Source organism: Gluconacetobacter brunescens (assembly GCF_048695475.1).
Lineage (GTDB): Bacteria > Pseudomonadota > Alphaproteobacteria > Acetobacterales > Acetobacteraceae > Gluconacetobacter.
In genome coordinates this window covers 1237501-1251817 of record NZ_JBLHEN010000002.1, presented here as the reverse complement: position 1 = coordinate 1251817, position 14317 = coordinate 1237501, and the positions used below count along the sequence as shown (strand labels likewise).

Here is a 14317-nt window from a genome sequence, read left to right as displayed (position 1 = left end):
AGACGATGTTTGCCGACAGGGGGCGCCGGTATGGGAGCGTTGCGGGGTGGGGGTGTTTGTCTCTTCTTTTTCTGAAGAAAAAGAAGCAAAAAGACTTTTAATCTGTTGTCGGCATTCCGTCTGGTCCGGCGGTTTTCCCCCCTTAAAAGGCTAAAAGTTTTTTGGTTCTTTTTTTCAAAAAAGAACGGGACAGGCTCGTCGGGCTGCTGCTGGCGGAGCAGAGGCGTCTGGCGCTGTGGCTGCCGGTCGGGCTGGGGCTGGGCATCGCGTGGTATTTCCGGTTGCGGCACGAGCCGGGGATGCCTGAGGTGCTGGCCTGGGCCGGCATTGCGGTGTTGGGGCTCGGCTGGATCGGGTGGCGGCCGTTCGCGCTGGCGCCGCGCCTGCTGGGCGGTGGTGTGGCGACGCTGGCTGTGGGGTTTCTCGCCGCGTTCTGGGCCACGCATCGCCAGCCGCCTTTGCCCGACCTGCCGGCGCGGGCGACCATCGTGACCGGCCGTGTCGTGGCCGTGGCGTTGTTGCCGGGCGATGGTCCCTCCGTCCTTCGGCTGGATCTGGCCAGCGCGGTGCTGGACGACCCGCTGGATTCCGGCATGCCGCCCCTAAGGCGCATCCTGCGCGTGCGTTTGCGCGCCGACGATCCGCTGGTGCCCGTTCCGGGCATGGTGGTGCGGGTTCGCGCTCTGTTGCGGCCGCTGGCCCCACCGTCCTTGCCCGGCGGCCCCGACCGGCAACGCCGCGCCTATTTCGACGGGACCGCCGGCAGCGGAACGGCATTGGGCCGGGCGGAGGCGCTCGGGCCCGTGCCGGGTGCGTCGTCGCTGGAGGGATGGCGCGAACTGATCTCGGCCCGGATTGTCCGGGTTCTGCCGGGTGCTGCGGGCGGGGTGGCAACGGCGGTGCTGACCGGCTCGGCCGTCGGCATGGCGCAGGCGGATCGCGATGCATTTGCCGATGCGGGGCTGGCCCATCTGCTGGCGGTGGCGGGCCTGCATCTGGGTATTGTCATGGGGGTCTCGGTGGCGGCGGCGCGGCTGCTGCTGGCGTGTTCGGAACGGGCGACGTTGTACTGGCCGTGCCGCTCGATTGCCGCCATCGCCGGGCTGGCGGCCGGTATCATGTATGTGGCGCTGACGGGCGCGCATCTGCCCGCCCTGCGCAGCCTGACCATGGCGGCGCTGGTGGTGCTGGCGATCGTCACCGGCCGGCGGGCGCTGTCGCTGCGCGGGCTGGCGGTCGGGGCGATCCTGCTGCTGCTGACCGGGCCGGCCGATCTGCTGGAGACTCCGTTGCAGATGTCGCTGGCCGCCGTCATGGCGCTGGCGGCGGGTGCCGAGGTCACACGTCCGCTCATGGCCCGCCTGATCGAGCAGCCCGGCTGGTGGCGGCGCTTCCTGCATCATGTCGCGCATCTGGCGCAGGCCAGCCTGCTGGCCGGCGGAGCGACGGTGCCAGTGGTGATGGCGCATTTCGGTACGCTCCAGCCCTGGTTCGTGCTGGCCAATCTGCTGGCGGTGCCGCTGATGGCCATGTGGGTCCTGCCGCTGGGCTTGCTGTCCCTGTTTCTGATGCCATGGGGGATCGAATCCGTGGCCCTGGTGCCGATGGGCTGGGGCATCGGGCTGATCCTCGATCTGGCGCGCATGGTTTCCGGCTGGCCGGCGGCGCGGCTGGCGGTGCCGGCCATGCCGGGATGGGGGCTGGCGATATGGGTGCTGGGCCTGTGCTGGCTTTGCCTCTGGGTGGGCCGATGGCGCTGGTGGGGTGTGGGCCCGATGGTGCTGGCGCTGACCGTGCCCTTTCTGGTCGTGCGGCCGGATCTGCTGCTGTCACCCGATGGACGGACGGTGGCGGTGCGTGATGGCGCCGTGTTGCGCGTCGGCCCCCATCCCGGTAGCGAACGGCTGGTCGAAGACGATTGGCATCAGGCCCTGGCGCTGCCGATCGTGCCGTTGGCCGGTAATGGAAACACAACCTGTCGCGACGGATTGTGCGTGCTGAATGGAGGGCGTGTGGCGCTCCGCCTGCGGGGTGCGCCACCGGCCAGATGTGTCGGGCTGGACTTGTTGATCACGCTGGCCCCCGATGATGCGGGGTGCTCCGGCGCGCGCATGCTCGACACGCTGGAGACCTGGAAAAGCGGTGCGCAGGCCGTCTTTCTGCACTCTGCCGGCCCGGTGGTGATCTCGGATCGTGACTGGCGCGGGGGACGGCCCTGGGTGCTGGCGCCGGGGCAGCACGGGATGCCGGTGCTGCCGTTGGCGCAGAGGGAGTAAGTCTTCTTTTGTCTTCCGAAAAAGAAGCAAAAAGACTTGGGGCTGGCATAGGTAAGCCGACAGAGGCTTGATATGTCGCATGAAACTACGTCGCCGCAGCCGCCTACCTGTCGGCACCCAAAAACGGCTCCTGGAGCACTTCGTTGCTGGCACGCCGGCGCGCAGTGCTGCAGAACTCGTGGGCGTCAATCGCAATACGGCAACACTATTTTATCGCAAATTGCGTGAGACGATCGCAGAACAGATCGCCCATGAGGCACCCATCGAGGGTGAGGTCGAAGTCGATGAAAGCTATTTCGGCGGACACCGCAAAGGCAAGCATGGTCGAGGCGCTGCGGGAAAGGTTGCAGTCTTTGGCCTGCTCAAACGTCGCGGTCGGGTCCACGCCGTGATGATACCCAACGCCGGCCATAAGACGCTCATGCCGATCATCAGGGAGAAAGTTCAGGCTGATTCAATTGTCTATAGCGATTCATGGCACGCATACGACAAACTCGATGTCTCGGAGTTCCATCATTATCGCATCCATCATGGCACGCGCTTCGCTGACGGCACGAACCATATCAACGGCATCGAGAATTTCTGGAGCCAGGCCAAGCGTCACTTGCGTCGATACAACGGAATACCACGGAAAGACTTTCATCTCTTCCTCGCGGAATGCGAATGGCGCTTCAACTACCGCTCGCCCGCAAAGCTCGTGAAAATCCTCACCCAATGGGTTAACCTGCCACCACCGCGGTCCAGATAAATCGCTTACCTATGCCAGCCCCAAAGACTTTTATCCGTTCAGGGGCATCGTGTGCCCCAGCCAAAAACTCCTGAACAGATCAAAAGTTTTTTGGTTCTTTTTTTTCAAAAAAGAACAACCTCAAGGCGCAATCAACACCTTCGCCGTATACTGGCAAGGCTCGATCGCCGGGCACCGCCAGCAATCCGGCCGGCGAGCCTTGCACACATAGCGTCCGTGCAGGATCAGCCAGTGATGGGCCGGGCGCAGCATGGGCGCGGGGATGCGCGCCACCAGTTGGTCTTCCACCGCGCGGGGGGTCTTGCCGGGGGCCAGGCCGGTGCGGTTGCCGATGCGGAAGATATGGGTATCGACGGCCATGGTGCTGTCGCCGAAGGCCACGTTCATCACCACGTTTGCGGTCTTGCGGCCCACGCCGGGCAGGGCTTCCAGCGCCGCGCGGTCGTGCGGCACCTGCCCGCCGTGCAGGTCTAGCAGGGCCTGCGACAAGGCGACGACGTTGCGGGCCTTGGTGCGCCACAGGCCGATGCTGCGGATATGCTCGCCGACTGCCTCCTCGCCCAGCGCCACCATGGCGGCGGGGTTGGGGGCGTCGCGGAACAGGCCCTTGGTCACGCGGTTGACCGAGACGTCGGTGGCCTGCGCGGACAGGGCGACGGCGACCAGCAGCGTGTAGTCGTCGACGAAATCCAGTTCGCTTTCCGCGTTGGGGTGGGCGGCGGCCAGCAGGGTGATGAAGCGTTCGACTTCCTTCAGCGTCATGCGGCGGCGGGCGCCGGCGGGGCGGGCGGTTGGGGTGCGGGTCATGCCGTCTCTGCGGAAGGTGGAAGGTGAGGTGCGATCCGTTTTCGGCCGGATGGCGCGATCTGTAAATCGTCGGCCGCGCGGACCTGCTGCGCCGCCTTGCGTTCCGGGGGCGGCACGGCGATAATTTGGCCTGAAAACCGGGACAAGATCAGAATGCCCATCGTGCGGCGCGGGCGCGCGCCGCGCGGCACGCGACGGCCTGCGCCGTCGCCGCGGTTGGGGCTGACGCATAAGGATGGCCGGCAGAACCGGCCGGAGCATCATGACAGACCAAAACGCCGCCCCGGGCCAGGAACGCCCCGCGCGCAACGAATTCGCCGAAGTTCTGGATTTCGTGATCCGCCGCTGGCTGCGCCATCCCGGCGCGCTGGCCTGGACGCTGGCGGGCGTCTCGGTGGCGACGGTGGCCGATGTGGCCACGCCGCTGCTGGCCGGCTGGATCGTGGATGACGTCTCGCACGCCGCCGGTGGGGCAGGCGCGGGCGCGGTTGCCACCCCGGCAATGGAGGCCGCCCGGCACGGTGCGCTGTGGCTGGTCGGCGGTCTGGTGCTGCTGGGCCTGCTGGGCGTCGCCGGGCGCCGCATGTCCTATCTGGGCATCACGCATCTGACCGCGCGCACCATGCGCGGCATCGCCGAGAGTGCCTTTGCCCGCGTCCAGCGTTTTTCGACCGACTGGCACGGCAATACCTTCGCCGGCTCGACCGTGCGCCGATTGACGCGCGGCATGTGGGCCACTGATACGCTGGCCGACACGCTGATGCTCATGCTGCTGCCCAGCGTACTGGTGCTGGCTGCGACGACGGTGGTGCTGGCGGCGCACTGGCCGTCGATGGGCCTGCTGCTGGGGGTGAGTTCGATCCTGCTGGTGGCGATGTCCACATCGCTGACCTTGCGCTATGTCGCGCCCTCGGCCCGGCTGGCCAATAAATGGGATACCCGCATGGGTGCGGCGCTGGCCGATGCCGTCACCTGCAATACCGTCGTCAAGGCGTTCGGTGCCGAAGAGCGCGAGGACGCCAATCTGTCGCGCATCCTGGCGCGCTGGCAGGCGCGGACGGAACGGTCGTGGATCCGGGGTACCAATTCAGGAAATCTACAGAACGTGGCAGCCCTGTTGATGCGGGTTCTGCTGATCGGCGCGGTGCTGGCGCTGTGGTGGCGCGGCCGCGCCGGGCCCGGCGACGTGGCGTATGTGCTCACCATGGTGTTCCTGGTGCAGGGCTATCTGCGCGATATCGGGCAGCAGATCTCGATGGTCCAGCGCTCGGTGAACGAGATGGAAGAACTGGTCGCCATCTATCGCCAGCCGCTGGGCGTCGCGGATCGGCCGGGGGCCGGCACGCTGCACGTCACGCATGGTGCCATCCGCTTCGATCATGTCGGGTTCGGTTACAAGGCACAGACCCGGCCTCTGTTCCATGACCTGTCGATCGACATCCCCGCCGGCAGCCGCGTCGCGCTGGTCGGCCCGTCAGGCTCGGGCAAGACCACGCTGATCAAGCTGTTGCAGCGGCTGTATGACGTGACCTCGGGCCGGATCCTGATCGACGGCATCGACATCGCCACCGTCACGCAGTCCAGCCTGCGCTCGCAGATCGCGATCGTGCAGCAGGAACCGGTGCTGTTCCATCGCTCGCTGGCCGAGAACATCGCTTACGGCCGCCCCGGCGCCTCCATGGCCGAAATCGAGGAGGCCGCGCGCCAGGCCAATGCGGCCGGCTTCATCGACCGCCTGCCCAAGGGTTACGCCACCATGGTCGGCGAACGCGGCGTCAAGCTGTCGGGCGGCGAGCGCCAGCGCGTGGCCATCGCCCGCGCCTTCCTGACCAACGCCCCGATCCTGATCTTCGACGAAGCCACGTCCAGCCTGGACTCGGAATCGGAAATCCTGGTGCAGGAGGCCATGGAACGGCTGATGTTGGGCCGCACCGTGCTGGTTATCGCCCACCGCCTCTCCACCGTTGTCGGCCTGGACCGCATTCTGGTCTTTGCGCGCGGCGAACTGCTCGAGGATGGGTCGCATTCGGAACTGGTAACGCATGAGGGCGGGTTGTATCGGCGACTGTTCGAGTTGCAGTCGTTGGATGGGTAGGGAGGAAGTCGCAGGGCGCCGCCCTGCACCCGGAAGGGGACAGTCGTCCCCTTCACCCCTGTTCGTTTAGGCGGCTTTGCGGGGAATACGGAACGTCCGCTGTCGGCAAAAGAAGAGCAATAGCTGCCGTTAAATCACCCGCCAGAATCCGGGCGCCACACGGCAATCACCGTCGAACAGTGTTCCTCCGTGGGGTGCCAGTTCCGCTTCGACCAAGTCAATGACCGGACGGGCATCGCCGGTCGTGAACAGCGTTTGGAAGGCTCTATCGAACTGGTCCGCCAGCTCGCTATCTATCTCGCCGAGCAAGCGCGGCGCCCATTTTCCCGTACCATTCCAGCGCCCCCGTCCGCGCAATGCGAGTTCTACAAGCTTGGGATGAAGCGAGGCACCGATCGCTATCACCTCTCTCAAAGTTCGATTGCCGCGAAGGTCATCGATTGCATCCGTTAATTCATAGCGCAACGCATTCAAGCCGGTGGGCGATAAAGGAGGCGGACCCTTTGCCAAAAGATCTGACATCTCTCTGCGCAGTGCCTCGGCTCTCTCATGCTCTCGACCGATAATTTGGCCTTCTGCAATCATACTCACAATACTGGGGCGACCTCGCGACACGTCTTCTTTAACGAACCAGGCCAACGTCTCGCAATCGTGAATGAAAGCCTCGATGGGTGTGTCTCCTACGATGAAGCTCTCTCGGCGTGCGGCCTCGAGATGATCGTAGATGACAACGAGATCTATATCGGAAAGATAAGTGCCTTCACCGCGCATGATCGAGCCAGCGACATAAGCGAAGGATGCCGCCTCATAGCGAGCCTGGAATACAGTTCTTGCTGTCGCTAGGGCTTCAGCCGGATTAGGACAGTAGCGGTCTACCATACGGCAGCATCTTCGACCGGTTCCGACAGGTAAGCAATAGAAAATGAACAACTGACATGAGGGCCTAATGGGTCTGGCCGGGAGCGGCAAAAAAATAGCAGCTGTTGCCAATTGAGATGGACGGCCGATACGAGACGCTGTAGCCGGGCTATCTTTACAAGCGGCTAGGTGTGCCGATGACAGAGGATTGTATCTCCAGTCGTCAACCGGTTGCCATCACGACTAACGGCCCAGTCAATCTTGAATGTGTTAGGGGCCTGGAATTCGTAGGAAAATTGCTCAGCCACTGTCCCATCTTCTATTCGGTTCAGCTTCAGACTTTTTCCATCCCATCCCTGGGACGTGAACCAACGCATGCCGTAAGCGTCACTAATTGAGGATTTTAACGAGCCATCCTTATTGGCACTCCAGATCTCCAGGGAATGGTATGAACCAGGAGCACGATCATCATGATGGAGAACTAGCGCGCCACTCCGGACGTCGTGTGTGATAGAAATGTCTGCAGAAATCGGACGTTTATTTCGAATGAAATATCCCTCACATGACCAGTTCCCCTCAATTTGAGGCAAAACGACATGCGCTTCATCCGCTCTGGATGCACGAAACTGAAATGTCGTACATAGAACTATAACAGTTACTGTAATAATAGAGCGCATCGGAAACCACCTCATCCGTTCAAGAATAATATTCTTCACATTAACTGGTCATATTTCTAATTTTTTTCCATAATAAAAGACTTATTTTTAGTTCCTGCGGCATTGCGCGTCAAGCCATTAACACGATAAAACTCATCCAGAGCTTCGGGAGAAGCGAGTTGCACTTTTGGAAAACTGATATCCCTGAACATTCGCTTATATCGCTCGCGATTGACGCGGGTAGTGCCGATCAGGTGACGTATCATGGTCCATTTTACGGTGTCACTGCCGCCCTCTAGAGCGCCCGGTCTATCTCTCCTGATCCAGCAGCGCCGAACATAACGATAAAGGCTGACAGTGGTGGGAGCATCAAGAAGGATAAACCCACTGGCGCGCTCCAACCGTTGTGGAAGCAGACGAGAATAATTACCTTCAATAACCCAACTTAAACCTAAAATTTCCGTGTCATGAAGTGCCATGAACTCTTCTGGGCTTCTGGAGACCCAGTCAGTGTGAGGAAGGTGGCTCAGTTGGTCGAGGTGTACGGTTCTCAGCCCGCGCGCCCGTGATATCGCGTCCGCCAGTGTGGACTTCCCGCTGTTGGATGGTCCCATAATGCAAATGCGTGGTCCAAGATCATCAAGCATCATGATCGCCACTCTATGGCTGCTTTAGGGGAAGCAGCAAACTTTATATAACGGCAACATTGAAGGCAAAAACCGTCAGTTTACGGCAAATATACTCATGTAATTGAGGTGCAGGAGGTAAGCCCCTGCCGGGGTGTCGGGGCAACGCCCCGACGAAAAGCCGCGGCATGTTTCTTCTATGACGGCACTTGGTATTCATCGCCCTCGACAGAGCTGCGACAAAGAACAGAACCGCTCCTCCGGCAATGCCCGATCTTGCCTACCACCCGGCATTATACTGGCCCATGCCGGGGTCCCAATTGCCCCAGGAGGGGTTCCAGGCCGGATTCCACCCGCCCCAGCCAGGGCCGGTCATCGGGCCCCATGCATTCCAGTTCCACATGGTGTCCTGGTATTCGCCGGCCGTCATCTCGTGCTCGTCGGCCATCATCCTCTCCTGGCGATAGCTCTGGTAATTGTCGTAGGCGGCCTGGTCGCCCACATACAGGCAGTCGCACACGGTCGGGTCGGCGAACACGTAGAACACGCTGTTGCCGTGTGTCCGGCGGACGAAATGGTGCGGCGGAAGACGGTTCAGCATGGTCTGCTGCTGCTGCGACGTGACGGGTTTCAGCGCAAAGCCCGCGGCGGCCAGATGGTCCTCCTTCTGCGCGATCCGCTGGGCGGTCGTCGCGCACGACGGCAGGCCGGCCAGCATGGCCAGGACGGCAAGGCCACGCACCGGCGCGTTCTTCCACACGATCATTCCCGCTCGCTTCCATCTTTGGCAATGTTTTGAAATATTTTATCCACTATCGCGGCCGGCGCCACCCCTGAAATCGCGGTGCGGCAGGCAAGCCTCCTGCCGGGATGTCGGGGCAGCGCCCCGACGAAGGGCGCCCGTTCAGCCCCGGTGCAGCATCGGCCCCAGCGCGGCCCCACCGAACAGATGAACATGGAAGTGCGGCACTTCCTGCCCGGCGGCGGCGCCCATATTCGCCAGCAGACGGTAACCGTCTTCTTCCAGTCCCAGCAGCGCCGCCACATGGCCGACCGCGCGGGTAAAGCCCGCGATTTCGGCATCGCCGGCGGTCTGGCTGAAATCGGCGAAGGAGACGTAGGGCCCTTTGGGGATCACCAGCACATGAACCGGTGCCTGGGGCGCGATGTCGTGGAATGCCAGCGCGTACTCGTTTTCATAGACCTTGCGGCACGGGATTTCCCCGCGCAGGATCTTGGCGAAGACGTTCTGCGGGTCGTAGGGACCCCGTCCGGAAACGGCCATGGACAATGCCTCCTTGCGTTATACCGCCAACGGGTCGCGGGGGCGGGCGGCTTTTTCGGCAATGCCGCTGATGCCCTGGCGGCGCGTCAGTTCGGACCAGACATCCGACGGATGGATGCCGGCATCAACCCACATGACGATGAGATGGTACAGCACGTCGGCGCTTTCGCCGATCAGTTCCTCGCTGTTGCCGGCGACGGCCTCGATCAGGCATTCGACCGCTTCCTCGCCGAATTTCTGGGCGATCTTGCGCCGGCCACGTGACAGCAGGCGTGCCGAATGGCTCACGGCGGGGTCGGTGCCCTTGCGCGAGACGACGACGTTGAACAGCCGATCCAGAATCTCCGCCGTTGCCGCCGGCTCGGCGGGCAGGGAAGGGACCGCCTTGATGACGGCTTCAGCGGGGGCGGCCTTTTTCCGGGCCGTCTTCTTGGCGACGCTCTTCTTGCCGGTGGCCTTGGTGTCGTCGTTCTTGCGCGTGGTCTTCGGGATTTTTGGCATCGTGCCCTCGCTTGCGTATCGGCGTCGTTCAGGATCTGGCGGCTGGCGTGTGGCGCACCGGCAGGCCGGCATCCGCCAGCGCCTGCTTGACCTGCGGGATGGTGAACTGGCCGAAATGGAACACGCTGGCGGCCAGCAGGCCGGTGGCGCCCGCGCGCGCGCCTTCGACGAAATGTTCCAGCGTGCCGACGCCGCCCGAGGCCACGACCGGCACCCGCACCGCGCCGCAGGCCGCGCGCAGCAGCTCCAGGTCGAACCCGCTGCGGGTGCCGTCGCGGTCCATGCTGGTCAGCAGGATCTCGCCGGCACCGCGCTCGGTCACCTCGCGGCACCAGTCGATGGCGTTGCGGCCGGTGGGGGTACGGCCACCATGGGTATAGACTTCCCACGAGCCGTGCCCGTCCGACCGGGCATCGACGCCCACCACAACGCACTGGCTGCCGAATTTGCGGGCGGCCTCGTTGACCAGTTCGGGGCGGCTGACGGCGGCGGAATTCATCGCGCATTTGTCGGCGCCGGCCAGCAGCAGGCGGCGCATATCGTCGGTGGTGCGCACGCCGCCGCCCACGGTCAGGGGCAGGAAGATTTTCTCGGCTGTGCGGTTGACCACGTCCAGGATGGTGTCGCGGTTCTCGTGGCTGGCGGTGATGTCCAGAAAGGTCAGCTCGTCGGCGCCGGCGGCGTCATAGACCGCCGCCTGCTCCACCGGGTCGCCGGCGTCGCGCAGCGAGACGAAATTGACTCCCTTCACCACCCGTCCGTTCTTCACGTCCAGGCAGGGGATGACCCGCAGTTTCAGCATCAGGACAGGATCCGCAGCGCGTCGACGGGGTCTACCCGGCCGTCATAGAGCGCACGGCCGACGATCACGCCCTCGATGCCCGGTGCGGTGACGGTCGCGGCCCGCAGCGCGCGCAGGTGCTCGACATTGCCCACGCCGCCGCTGGCGATGACCGGAATCGACAGGCTGTTCGCCAGTTCGGCGGTCTGGGGGATGTCGATGCCCGTCAGCATGCCGTCGCGGCTGATCTCGGTGAAGATGATCGCGGCGACGCCGGCATCCTCCATCCGGCGGCCCAGCTCGATGGCCTTCATGTCCGAGGTCTCGGCCCAGCCTTCGGTGGCAACCTGTCCCGAGCGGGCGTCGATGCCGGCGACGATCCGGCCGGGGAAGGCGCGGCAGGCGGCGCGGACCAGTTCGGGGTTCTTCACCGCGACGCTGCCCAGGATCACGCGGGTGATCCCGGCGGCCAGCCAGCGCTCGATGCTGCCCAGGTCGCGCAATCCGCCGCCAAGCTGCACCGGCACGGTGGCATTGGCGATGATGGATTCGATGGCGGCGCTGTTGGCCGACTTGCCGGCAAAGGCGCCGTTCAGGTCGACCACATGCAGCCAGCCGCAGCCCGCCGCGATCCAGGCGCGGGCCTGCGCGCCCGGATCGTCGGAATAGACCGTGGCATCATCCATCTCGCCCCGGCGCAGGCGCACGCAGGCGCCGTCCTTCAGGTCGATGGCGGGGTAGAGGGTCAGGCTGTGGCCGGTCACGCTGGCGGGTCCTGTCGCGGGAATGGGAACGGAAGAGGCCTGCGGGTGGGCGGGCACGACCCGCTCATTGTCCTGCAGGCGCTTAGTGAAGAACAGGCCCCGCATCGTGCGCCCGTCGGCGCGGGCATAGCTGGGATGGGTGCCCCATTGATAGAAGCCGAAGGCGCGAAACAGCCGGATCGCGGCTTCCTGGGTTTCGCGCACATCCAGGTTCAGGATCTGGTAGCCCATGGCCCGCGCGCATTGCTCGGCTTCCAGAAGCAGCAGCCGGCCAAGCCCGCGCCCCCTGGCATAGGGTGCGACATAGAGATGCATCAGTGTGGCGCTCATCGCCTGCGCTTCGTTGTTGCGTGGCGGGCGGACCAGTTGGGCGCCACCGACGATGATGCCGTCCAGCCGTACCACGAACAGCATGCGTTCCGGCACCATCAGCAGGCCCCGGAAGTAACGCTCCATTGCCTGGCGCCCCGGCACGTTCAGCCAGCCGAACCCGCCGCCATCGAGGATCGCGGCGTCGGTGGCCTCGCACAGCGCCTGAAGCTCGTCTTCCGTCAGCGACTGGACCCGTTCGGCACGCGGCTGGTCGTGGGTGGATTTGCCGATACCGGTCATGCGGGGGCTCCTTCGCGGGCTGGGGTCCAGCGCAGGAAATTGGACAGGATGCGCAGGCCGACCGTCTGGCTCTTCTCGACATGGAACTGGGTGCCGGCGCGATTGCCGCGGGCCACGATCGCCGGCACCGCGCCGCCATAATCGGTGGTCGCCACCAGTTCGCCGGGCACGCCGTGGCGCAGCGCATAGGAATGGACGAAATAGCCGTGGGCGTCCGCATCCAGCCCATCGGTCAGCGGATGGGCGTCTGGCACAAAATCCAGCCGGTTCCACCCCATCTGCGGCAGGCGCAGGCCCGGCGCGTCCATCGGTGCGATCTCGCCGGCGACCCAGCCGAAACCGGGGGTGACGGCGTGTTCCAGCCCGCGCTCGGCCATCAACTGCATGCCCACGCAGATGCCCAGGAACGGCGTGCCGGCATCCGTTGCATCAACGATGGCGGCGCGCAGTCCCGGCACGGCATCCAGCCCGGCGGCGCAGTCGGCAAAGGCGCCCTGTCCGGGCAGCACGATCCGGTCGGCGTTCCGCACGGCCTGCGGGTCGGCCGAAATCGTTACCTCGGCGTCGATGCCGCTATCCGCCGCCGCGCGGGTCAGGGCCCGTGCGGCCGATGCCAGATTGCCGCCATTATAATCAATGACCACGATGGATTGCGTCGCGGATGTCATGCTCAAGCCTCAGCCATATTCCCGCGGGTGCGTGCCAGCGTGGGATTGCGCTCCAGCAGGCGCAGCAGTGCGGCTTCACGCCCCTGCGCCACGACGACCGGCCCGGCGATCAGGCCATTCAGCCGCAATTCCCACGCCCTGATATCAGCGGCGCACAGGCCCAGCAGCAGATGCAGCCCGGCCCAGAAAGGTAAAAAGGGCAGATGTGTCGCCTGCACGGCACCCAGCAGGATCAGGCTGCCGGCGCCGCCCAGCAATCCGGCGATCCAGCTTCCCTGGATCACCAGCCCCAGCCAGCCCAGCAACAGCACCCGCCAGGACAGGCGCTCGGCGACCAGAACGGGCGGCCGCCGGTCATCCGCCCGGAACCATGTGGTATAAGTCGTCACAGCACGCCTTTGGTCGAGGGAATGCTGCCCGCCGCGCGCGGATCGGGCTCGGCCGCCATGCGCAGGGCCCGGGCCGCCGCCTTGAACGAGGCCTCGGCGATATGGTGGCAGTTCCGCCCGGCTTTCTGCGTGACGTGCAGCGTCAGCAGCGCGCTCATGGCGAAGGCGCGGAAGAACTCCTCGAACAGTTCGGTGTCCATCTCGCCGATCTTGTCGCGGGTGAAATCCACCGACCAGGCCAGGAAGGGGCGGCCGGAGATATCCACCACCACTTCGCTCAGCGCCTCGTCCAGCGGCACCAGCGCGTGGCCGAAACGGCGGATGCCGCGCTTGTCGCCGATCGCGCGGACAAAGGCCTGGCCCAGCGCGATGCCGGTATCCTCGGTGGTGTGATGGAAATCGATATGCAGGTCGCCCTTGGCCTCGATTTCCAGATCGAACAGGCCATGGCGCGCCAGCGCCGTCAGCATATGATCGAAGAAGCCGATTCCGGTCGCGATCCGTGACTGGCCGGTGCCGTCCAGGTTCAGGCGGAGCGTGATGTCGGTCTCGCTGGTGACGCGATGAATCGTGGCTGTGCGGGCGGTATCCATGCCCGTTCTCCTACAGGAATGGGGCGCGTTAGGCCACTCTCCTATATATGTGCGCGACGCGCCGCCGGCCGGGGTTCGCGCCTCTGGTTCGCAGGGGATGGATATTGGCTTCCCCTGCCTTCTGCTGCATGGTGCCGGCCAGGGCCGCGCGACCGCTGCCGGGGCCCGAGACCAAGGAGGCCCCATGGCCGTGCTCGACAGCCTGCTGTCCCGCTCTTCGACCGACGCCCTGTCCGAACCCGCGCCCGAAGGGGCGGTGCTTGAGGATATCCTGTCCACCGCAATGCGCGCGCCCGATCATGGCCGCCTGCGGCCATGGCGCTATGTGCTGATTCGCGGGGATGCCCGGCCGAAGCTGGCTGAGCTGGTGGTGGCTGGCATGCTGGCGCGCGACCCGGACGTGCCGGCGGCCAAGATCGAAAAGCGCCGCAGCCGCTTCTCCACCATGCCGTTGACCATCGCGCTGGGCATGCATCTGCGCCCCGAAGACAAGATCCCGCTGATCGAGCAGGAAATGGCGGTCGCGGCGGCGGCGATGAATATCCTCAACGCCCTGCATGCGACCGGTTTCGGCGGGGTCTGGGTCACCGGCGACATGGCGGTCGATCCTGCACTGGCCTCGGCGCTGGGGTTCGAGGCGCCGCACCGGCTGGCGGGG

15 protein-coding genes (1 of these 15 cut by a window edge) are annotated in these 14317 nt (G+C 64.6%); 4 read left to right on the top strand and 11 right to left on the bottom strand.

Translation table 11 applies throughout. From position 1 onward, the window contains the following. Positions 1–161: 161 nt before the first annotated feature. Both ACMAUO_RS17950 and ACMAUO_RS17945 read left to right on the top strand, forming a co-directional pair. Entirely contained in the window at positions 162–2276 is a 2115-nt protein-coding gene (locus ACMAUO_RS17950; RefSeq protein WP_420358235.1) for a ComEC/Rec2 family competence protein, read from the top strand. A 79-nt stretch (positions 2277–2355) separates the two neighbouring features. Beyond that, positions 2356–3024 carry an IS1595 family transposase gene (locus ACMAUO_RS17945; protein ID WP_420356546.1) on the top strand — a complete coding sequence of 223 codons (669 nt, stop codon included), beginning with the start codon at positions 2356–2358 and terminating at the stop codon, positions 3022–3024. Between the two features lie 120 nt (positions 3025–3144). Here ACMAUO_RS17945 and nth read toward each other — a convergent pair whose 3' ends face one another. After that, a complete protein-coding gene (gene nth / locus ACMAUO_RS17940) occupies positions 3145–3831 on the bottom strand; it encodes an endonuclease III (protein WP_420358234.1) in 687 nt (228 codons plus the stop codon). Between the two features lie 262 nt (positions 3832–4093). On the opposite strand from nth, the gene ACMAUO_RS17935 reads away from it, so the two are divergent. Beyond that, the gene (locus ACMAUO_RS17935; protein ID WP_420358233.1) at positions 4094–5926 is read left to right on the top strand and encodes an ABC transporter ATP-binding protein; all 1833 of its coding nucleotides are present in this window, start codon (positions 4094–4096) and stop codon (positions 5924–5926) included. A 129-nt stretch (positions 5927–6055) separates the two neighbouring features. On the opposite strand, the gene ACMAUO_RS17930 is transcribed toward ACMAUO_RS17935, so the two are convergent. The 10 genes from ACMAUO_RS17930 to hisB form a co-directional block, all read right to left on the bottom strand. Further along, positions 6056–6805, bottom strand: coding sequence for a nucleotidyltransferase domain-containing protein (locus ACMAUO_RS17930; RefSeq protein ID WP_420358232.1), 750 nt, complete (start codon positions 6803–6805; stop codon positions 6056–6058). A gap of 712 nt (positions 6806–7517) precedes the next feature. Beyond that, positions 7518–7919 (bottom strand): P-loop NTPase family protein, encoded by a 402-nt coding sequence (locus ACMAUO_RS17925; RefSeq protein ID WP_420358231.1) that lies wholly within the window; start codon positions 7917–7919, stop codon positions 7518–7520. Positions 7920–8346: 427 nt separating this feature from the next. After that, complete coding sequence (locus tag ACMAUO_RS17920; protein WP_420358230.1) at positions 8347–8832, bottom strand: hypothetical protein; 486 nt, start codon at positions 8830–8832, stop codon at positions 8347–8349. A 138-nt stretch (positions 8833–8970) separates the two neighbouring features. Beyond that, positions 8971–9351, bottom strand: coding sequence for a histidine triad nucleotide-binding protein (locus ACMAUO_RS17915; protein ID WP_420358229.1), 381 nt, complete (start codon positions 9349–9351; stop codon positions 8971–8973). Between the two features lie 18 nt (positions 9352–9369). Then, positions 9370–9852: a phosphoribosyl-ATP diphosphatase gene (locus ACMAUO_RS17910; RefSeq protein WP_420358228.1), complete on the bottom strand. Its 483-nt coding sequence runs from the start codon at positions 9850–9852 to the stop codon at positions 9370–9372. Positions 9853–9880: 28 nt separating this feature from the next. Continuing rightward, positions 9881–10654, bottom strand: a complete 774-nt coding sequence (gene hisF / locus ACMAUO_RS17905) for an imidazole glycerol phosphate synthase subunit HisF (RefSeq protein WP_420358227.1) — start codon at positions 10652–10654, stop codon at positions 9881–9883. Then, positions 10654–12009, bottom strand: a complete 1356-nt coding sequence (hisA, locus tag ACMAUO_RS17900) for a 1-(5-phosphoribosyl)-5-[(5-phosphoribosylamino)methylideneamino]imidazole-4-carboxamide isomerase (protein ID WP_420358226.1) — start codon at positions 12007–12009, stop codon at positions 10654–10656. The genes hisF and hisA overlap by 1 nt, the downstream gene beginning before the upstream one ends. Next, a complete protein-coding gene (gene hisH, locus ACMAUO_RS17895; RefSeq protein WP_420358318.1) occupies positions 12006–12677 on the bottom strand; it encodes an imidazole glycerol phosphate synthase subunit HisH in 672 nt (223 codons plus the stop codon). Before hisH ends, hisA begins: the two co-directional genes overlap by 4 nt. 2 nt (positions 12678–12679) lie before the next feature. Next, positions 12680–13066, bottom strand: a complete 387-nt coding sequence (locus ACMAUO_RS17890; RefSeq protein ID WP_420358225.1) for a hypothetical protein — start codon at positions 13064–13066, stop codon at positions 12680–12682. Further along, positions 13063–13659 carry an imidazoleglycerol-phosphate dehydratase HisB gene (hisB, locus tag ACMAUO_RS17885; protein WP_182975705.1) on the bottom strand — a complete coding sequence of 199 codons (597 nt, stop codon included), beginning with the start codon at positions 13657–13659 and terminating at the stop codon, positions 13063–13065. The genes ACMAUO_RS17890 and hisB overlap by 4 nt, the downstream gene beginning before the upstream one ends. A gap of 184 nt (positions 13660–13843) precedes the next feature. On the opposite strand from hisB, the gene ACMAUO_RS17880 reads away from it, so the two are divergent. Continuing rightward, positions 13844–14317 carry the 5' portion of a nitroreductase family protein gene (locus tag ACMAUO_RS17880; RefSeq protein WP_420358224.1) on the top strand. Its footprint extends 117 nt past the window's final position, so only the first 474 of its 591 coding nucleotides appear in the window; it begins with the start codon at positions 13844–13846; the stop codon falls past the right edge of the window.

Coding starts and splice junctions, on each gene's coding strand:
- ACMAUO_RS17925 (WP_420358231.1), bottom strand. CDS start 7,919: ATGGCACTTCATGACACGGAAATTTTAGGTTTAAGTTGGGTTATTGAA.
- nth (WP_420358234.1), bottom strand. CDS start 3,831: ATGACCCGCACCCCAACCGCCCGCCCCGCCGGCGCCCGCCGCCGCATG.
- ACMAUO_RS17945 (WP_420356546.1), top strand. CDS start 2,356: ATGAAACTACGTCGCCGCAGCCGCCTACCTGTCGGCACCCAAAAACGG.
- ACMAUO_RS17920 (WP_420358230.1), bottom strand. CDS start 8,832: ATGATCGTGTGGAAGAACGCGCCGGTGCGTGGCCTTGCCGTCCTGGCC.
- ACMAUO_RS17910 (WP_420358228.1), bottom strand. CDS start 9,852: ATGCCAAAAATCCCGAAGACCACGCGCAAGAACGACGACACCAAGGCC.
- hisF (WP_420358227.1), bottom strand. CDS start 10,654: ATGCTGAAACTGCGGGTCATCCCCTGCCTGGACGTGAAGAACGGACGG.
- ACMAUO_RS17930 (WP_420358232.1), bottom strand. CDS start 6,805: ATGGTAGACCGCTACTGTCCTAATCCGGCTGAAGCCCTAGCGACAGCA.
- ACMAUO_RS17915 (WP_420358229.1), bottom strand. CDS start 9,351: ATGGCCGTTTCCGGACGGGGTCCCTACGACCCGCAGAACGTCTTCGCC.
- hisB (WP_182975705.1), bottom strand. CDS start 13,659: ATGGATACCGCCCGCACAGCCACGATTCATCGCGTCACCAGCGAGACC.
- hisA (WP_420358226.1), bottom strand. CDS start 12,009: ATGACCGGTATCGGCAAATCCACCCACGACCAGCCGCGTGCCGAACGG.
- hisH (WP_420358318.1), bottom strand. CDS start 12,677: ATGACATCCGCGACGCAATCCATCGTGGTCATTGATTATAATGGCGGC.
- ACMAUO_RS17935 (WP_420358233.1), top strand. CDS start 4,094: ATGACAGACCAAAACGCCGCCCCGGGCCAGGAACGCCCCGCGCGCAAC.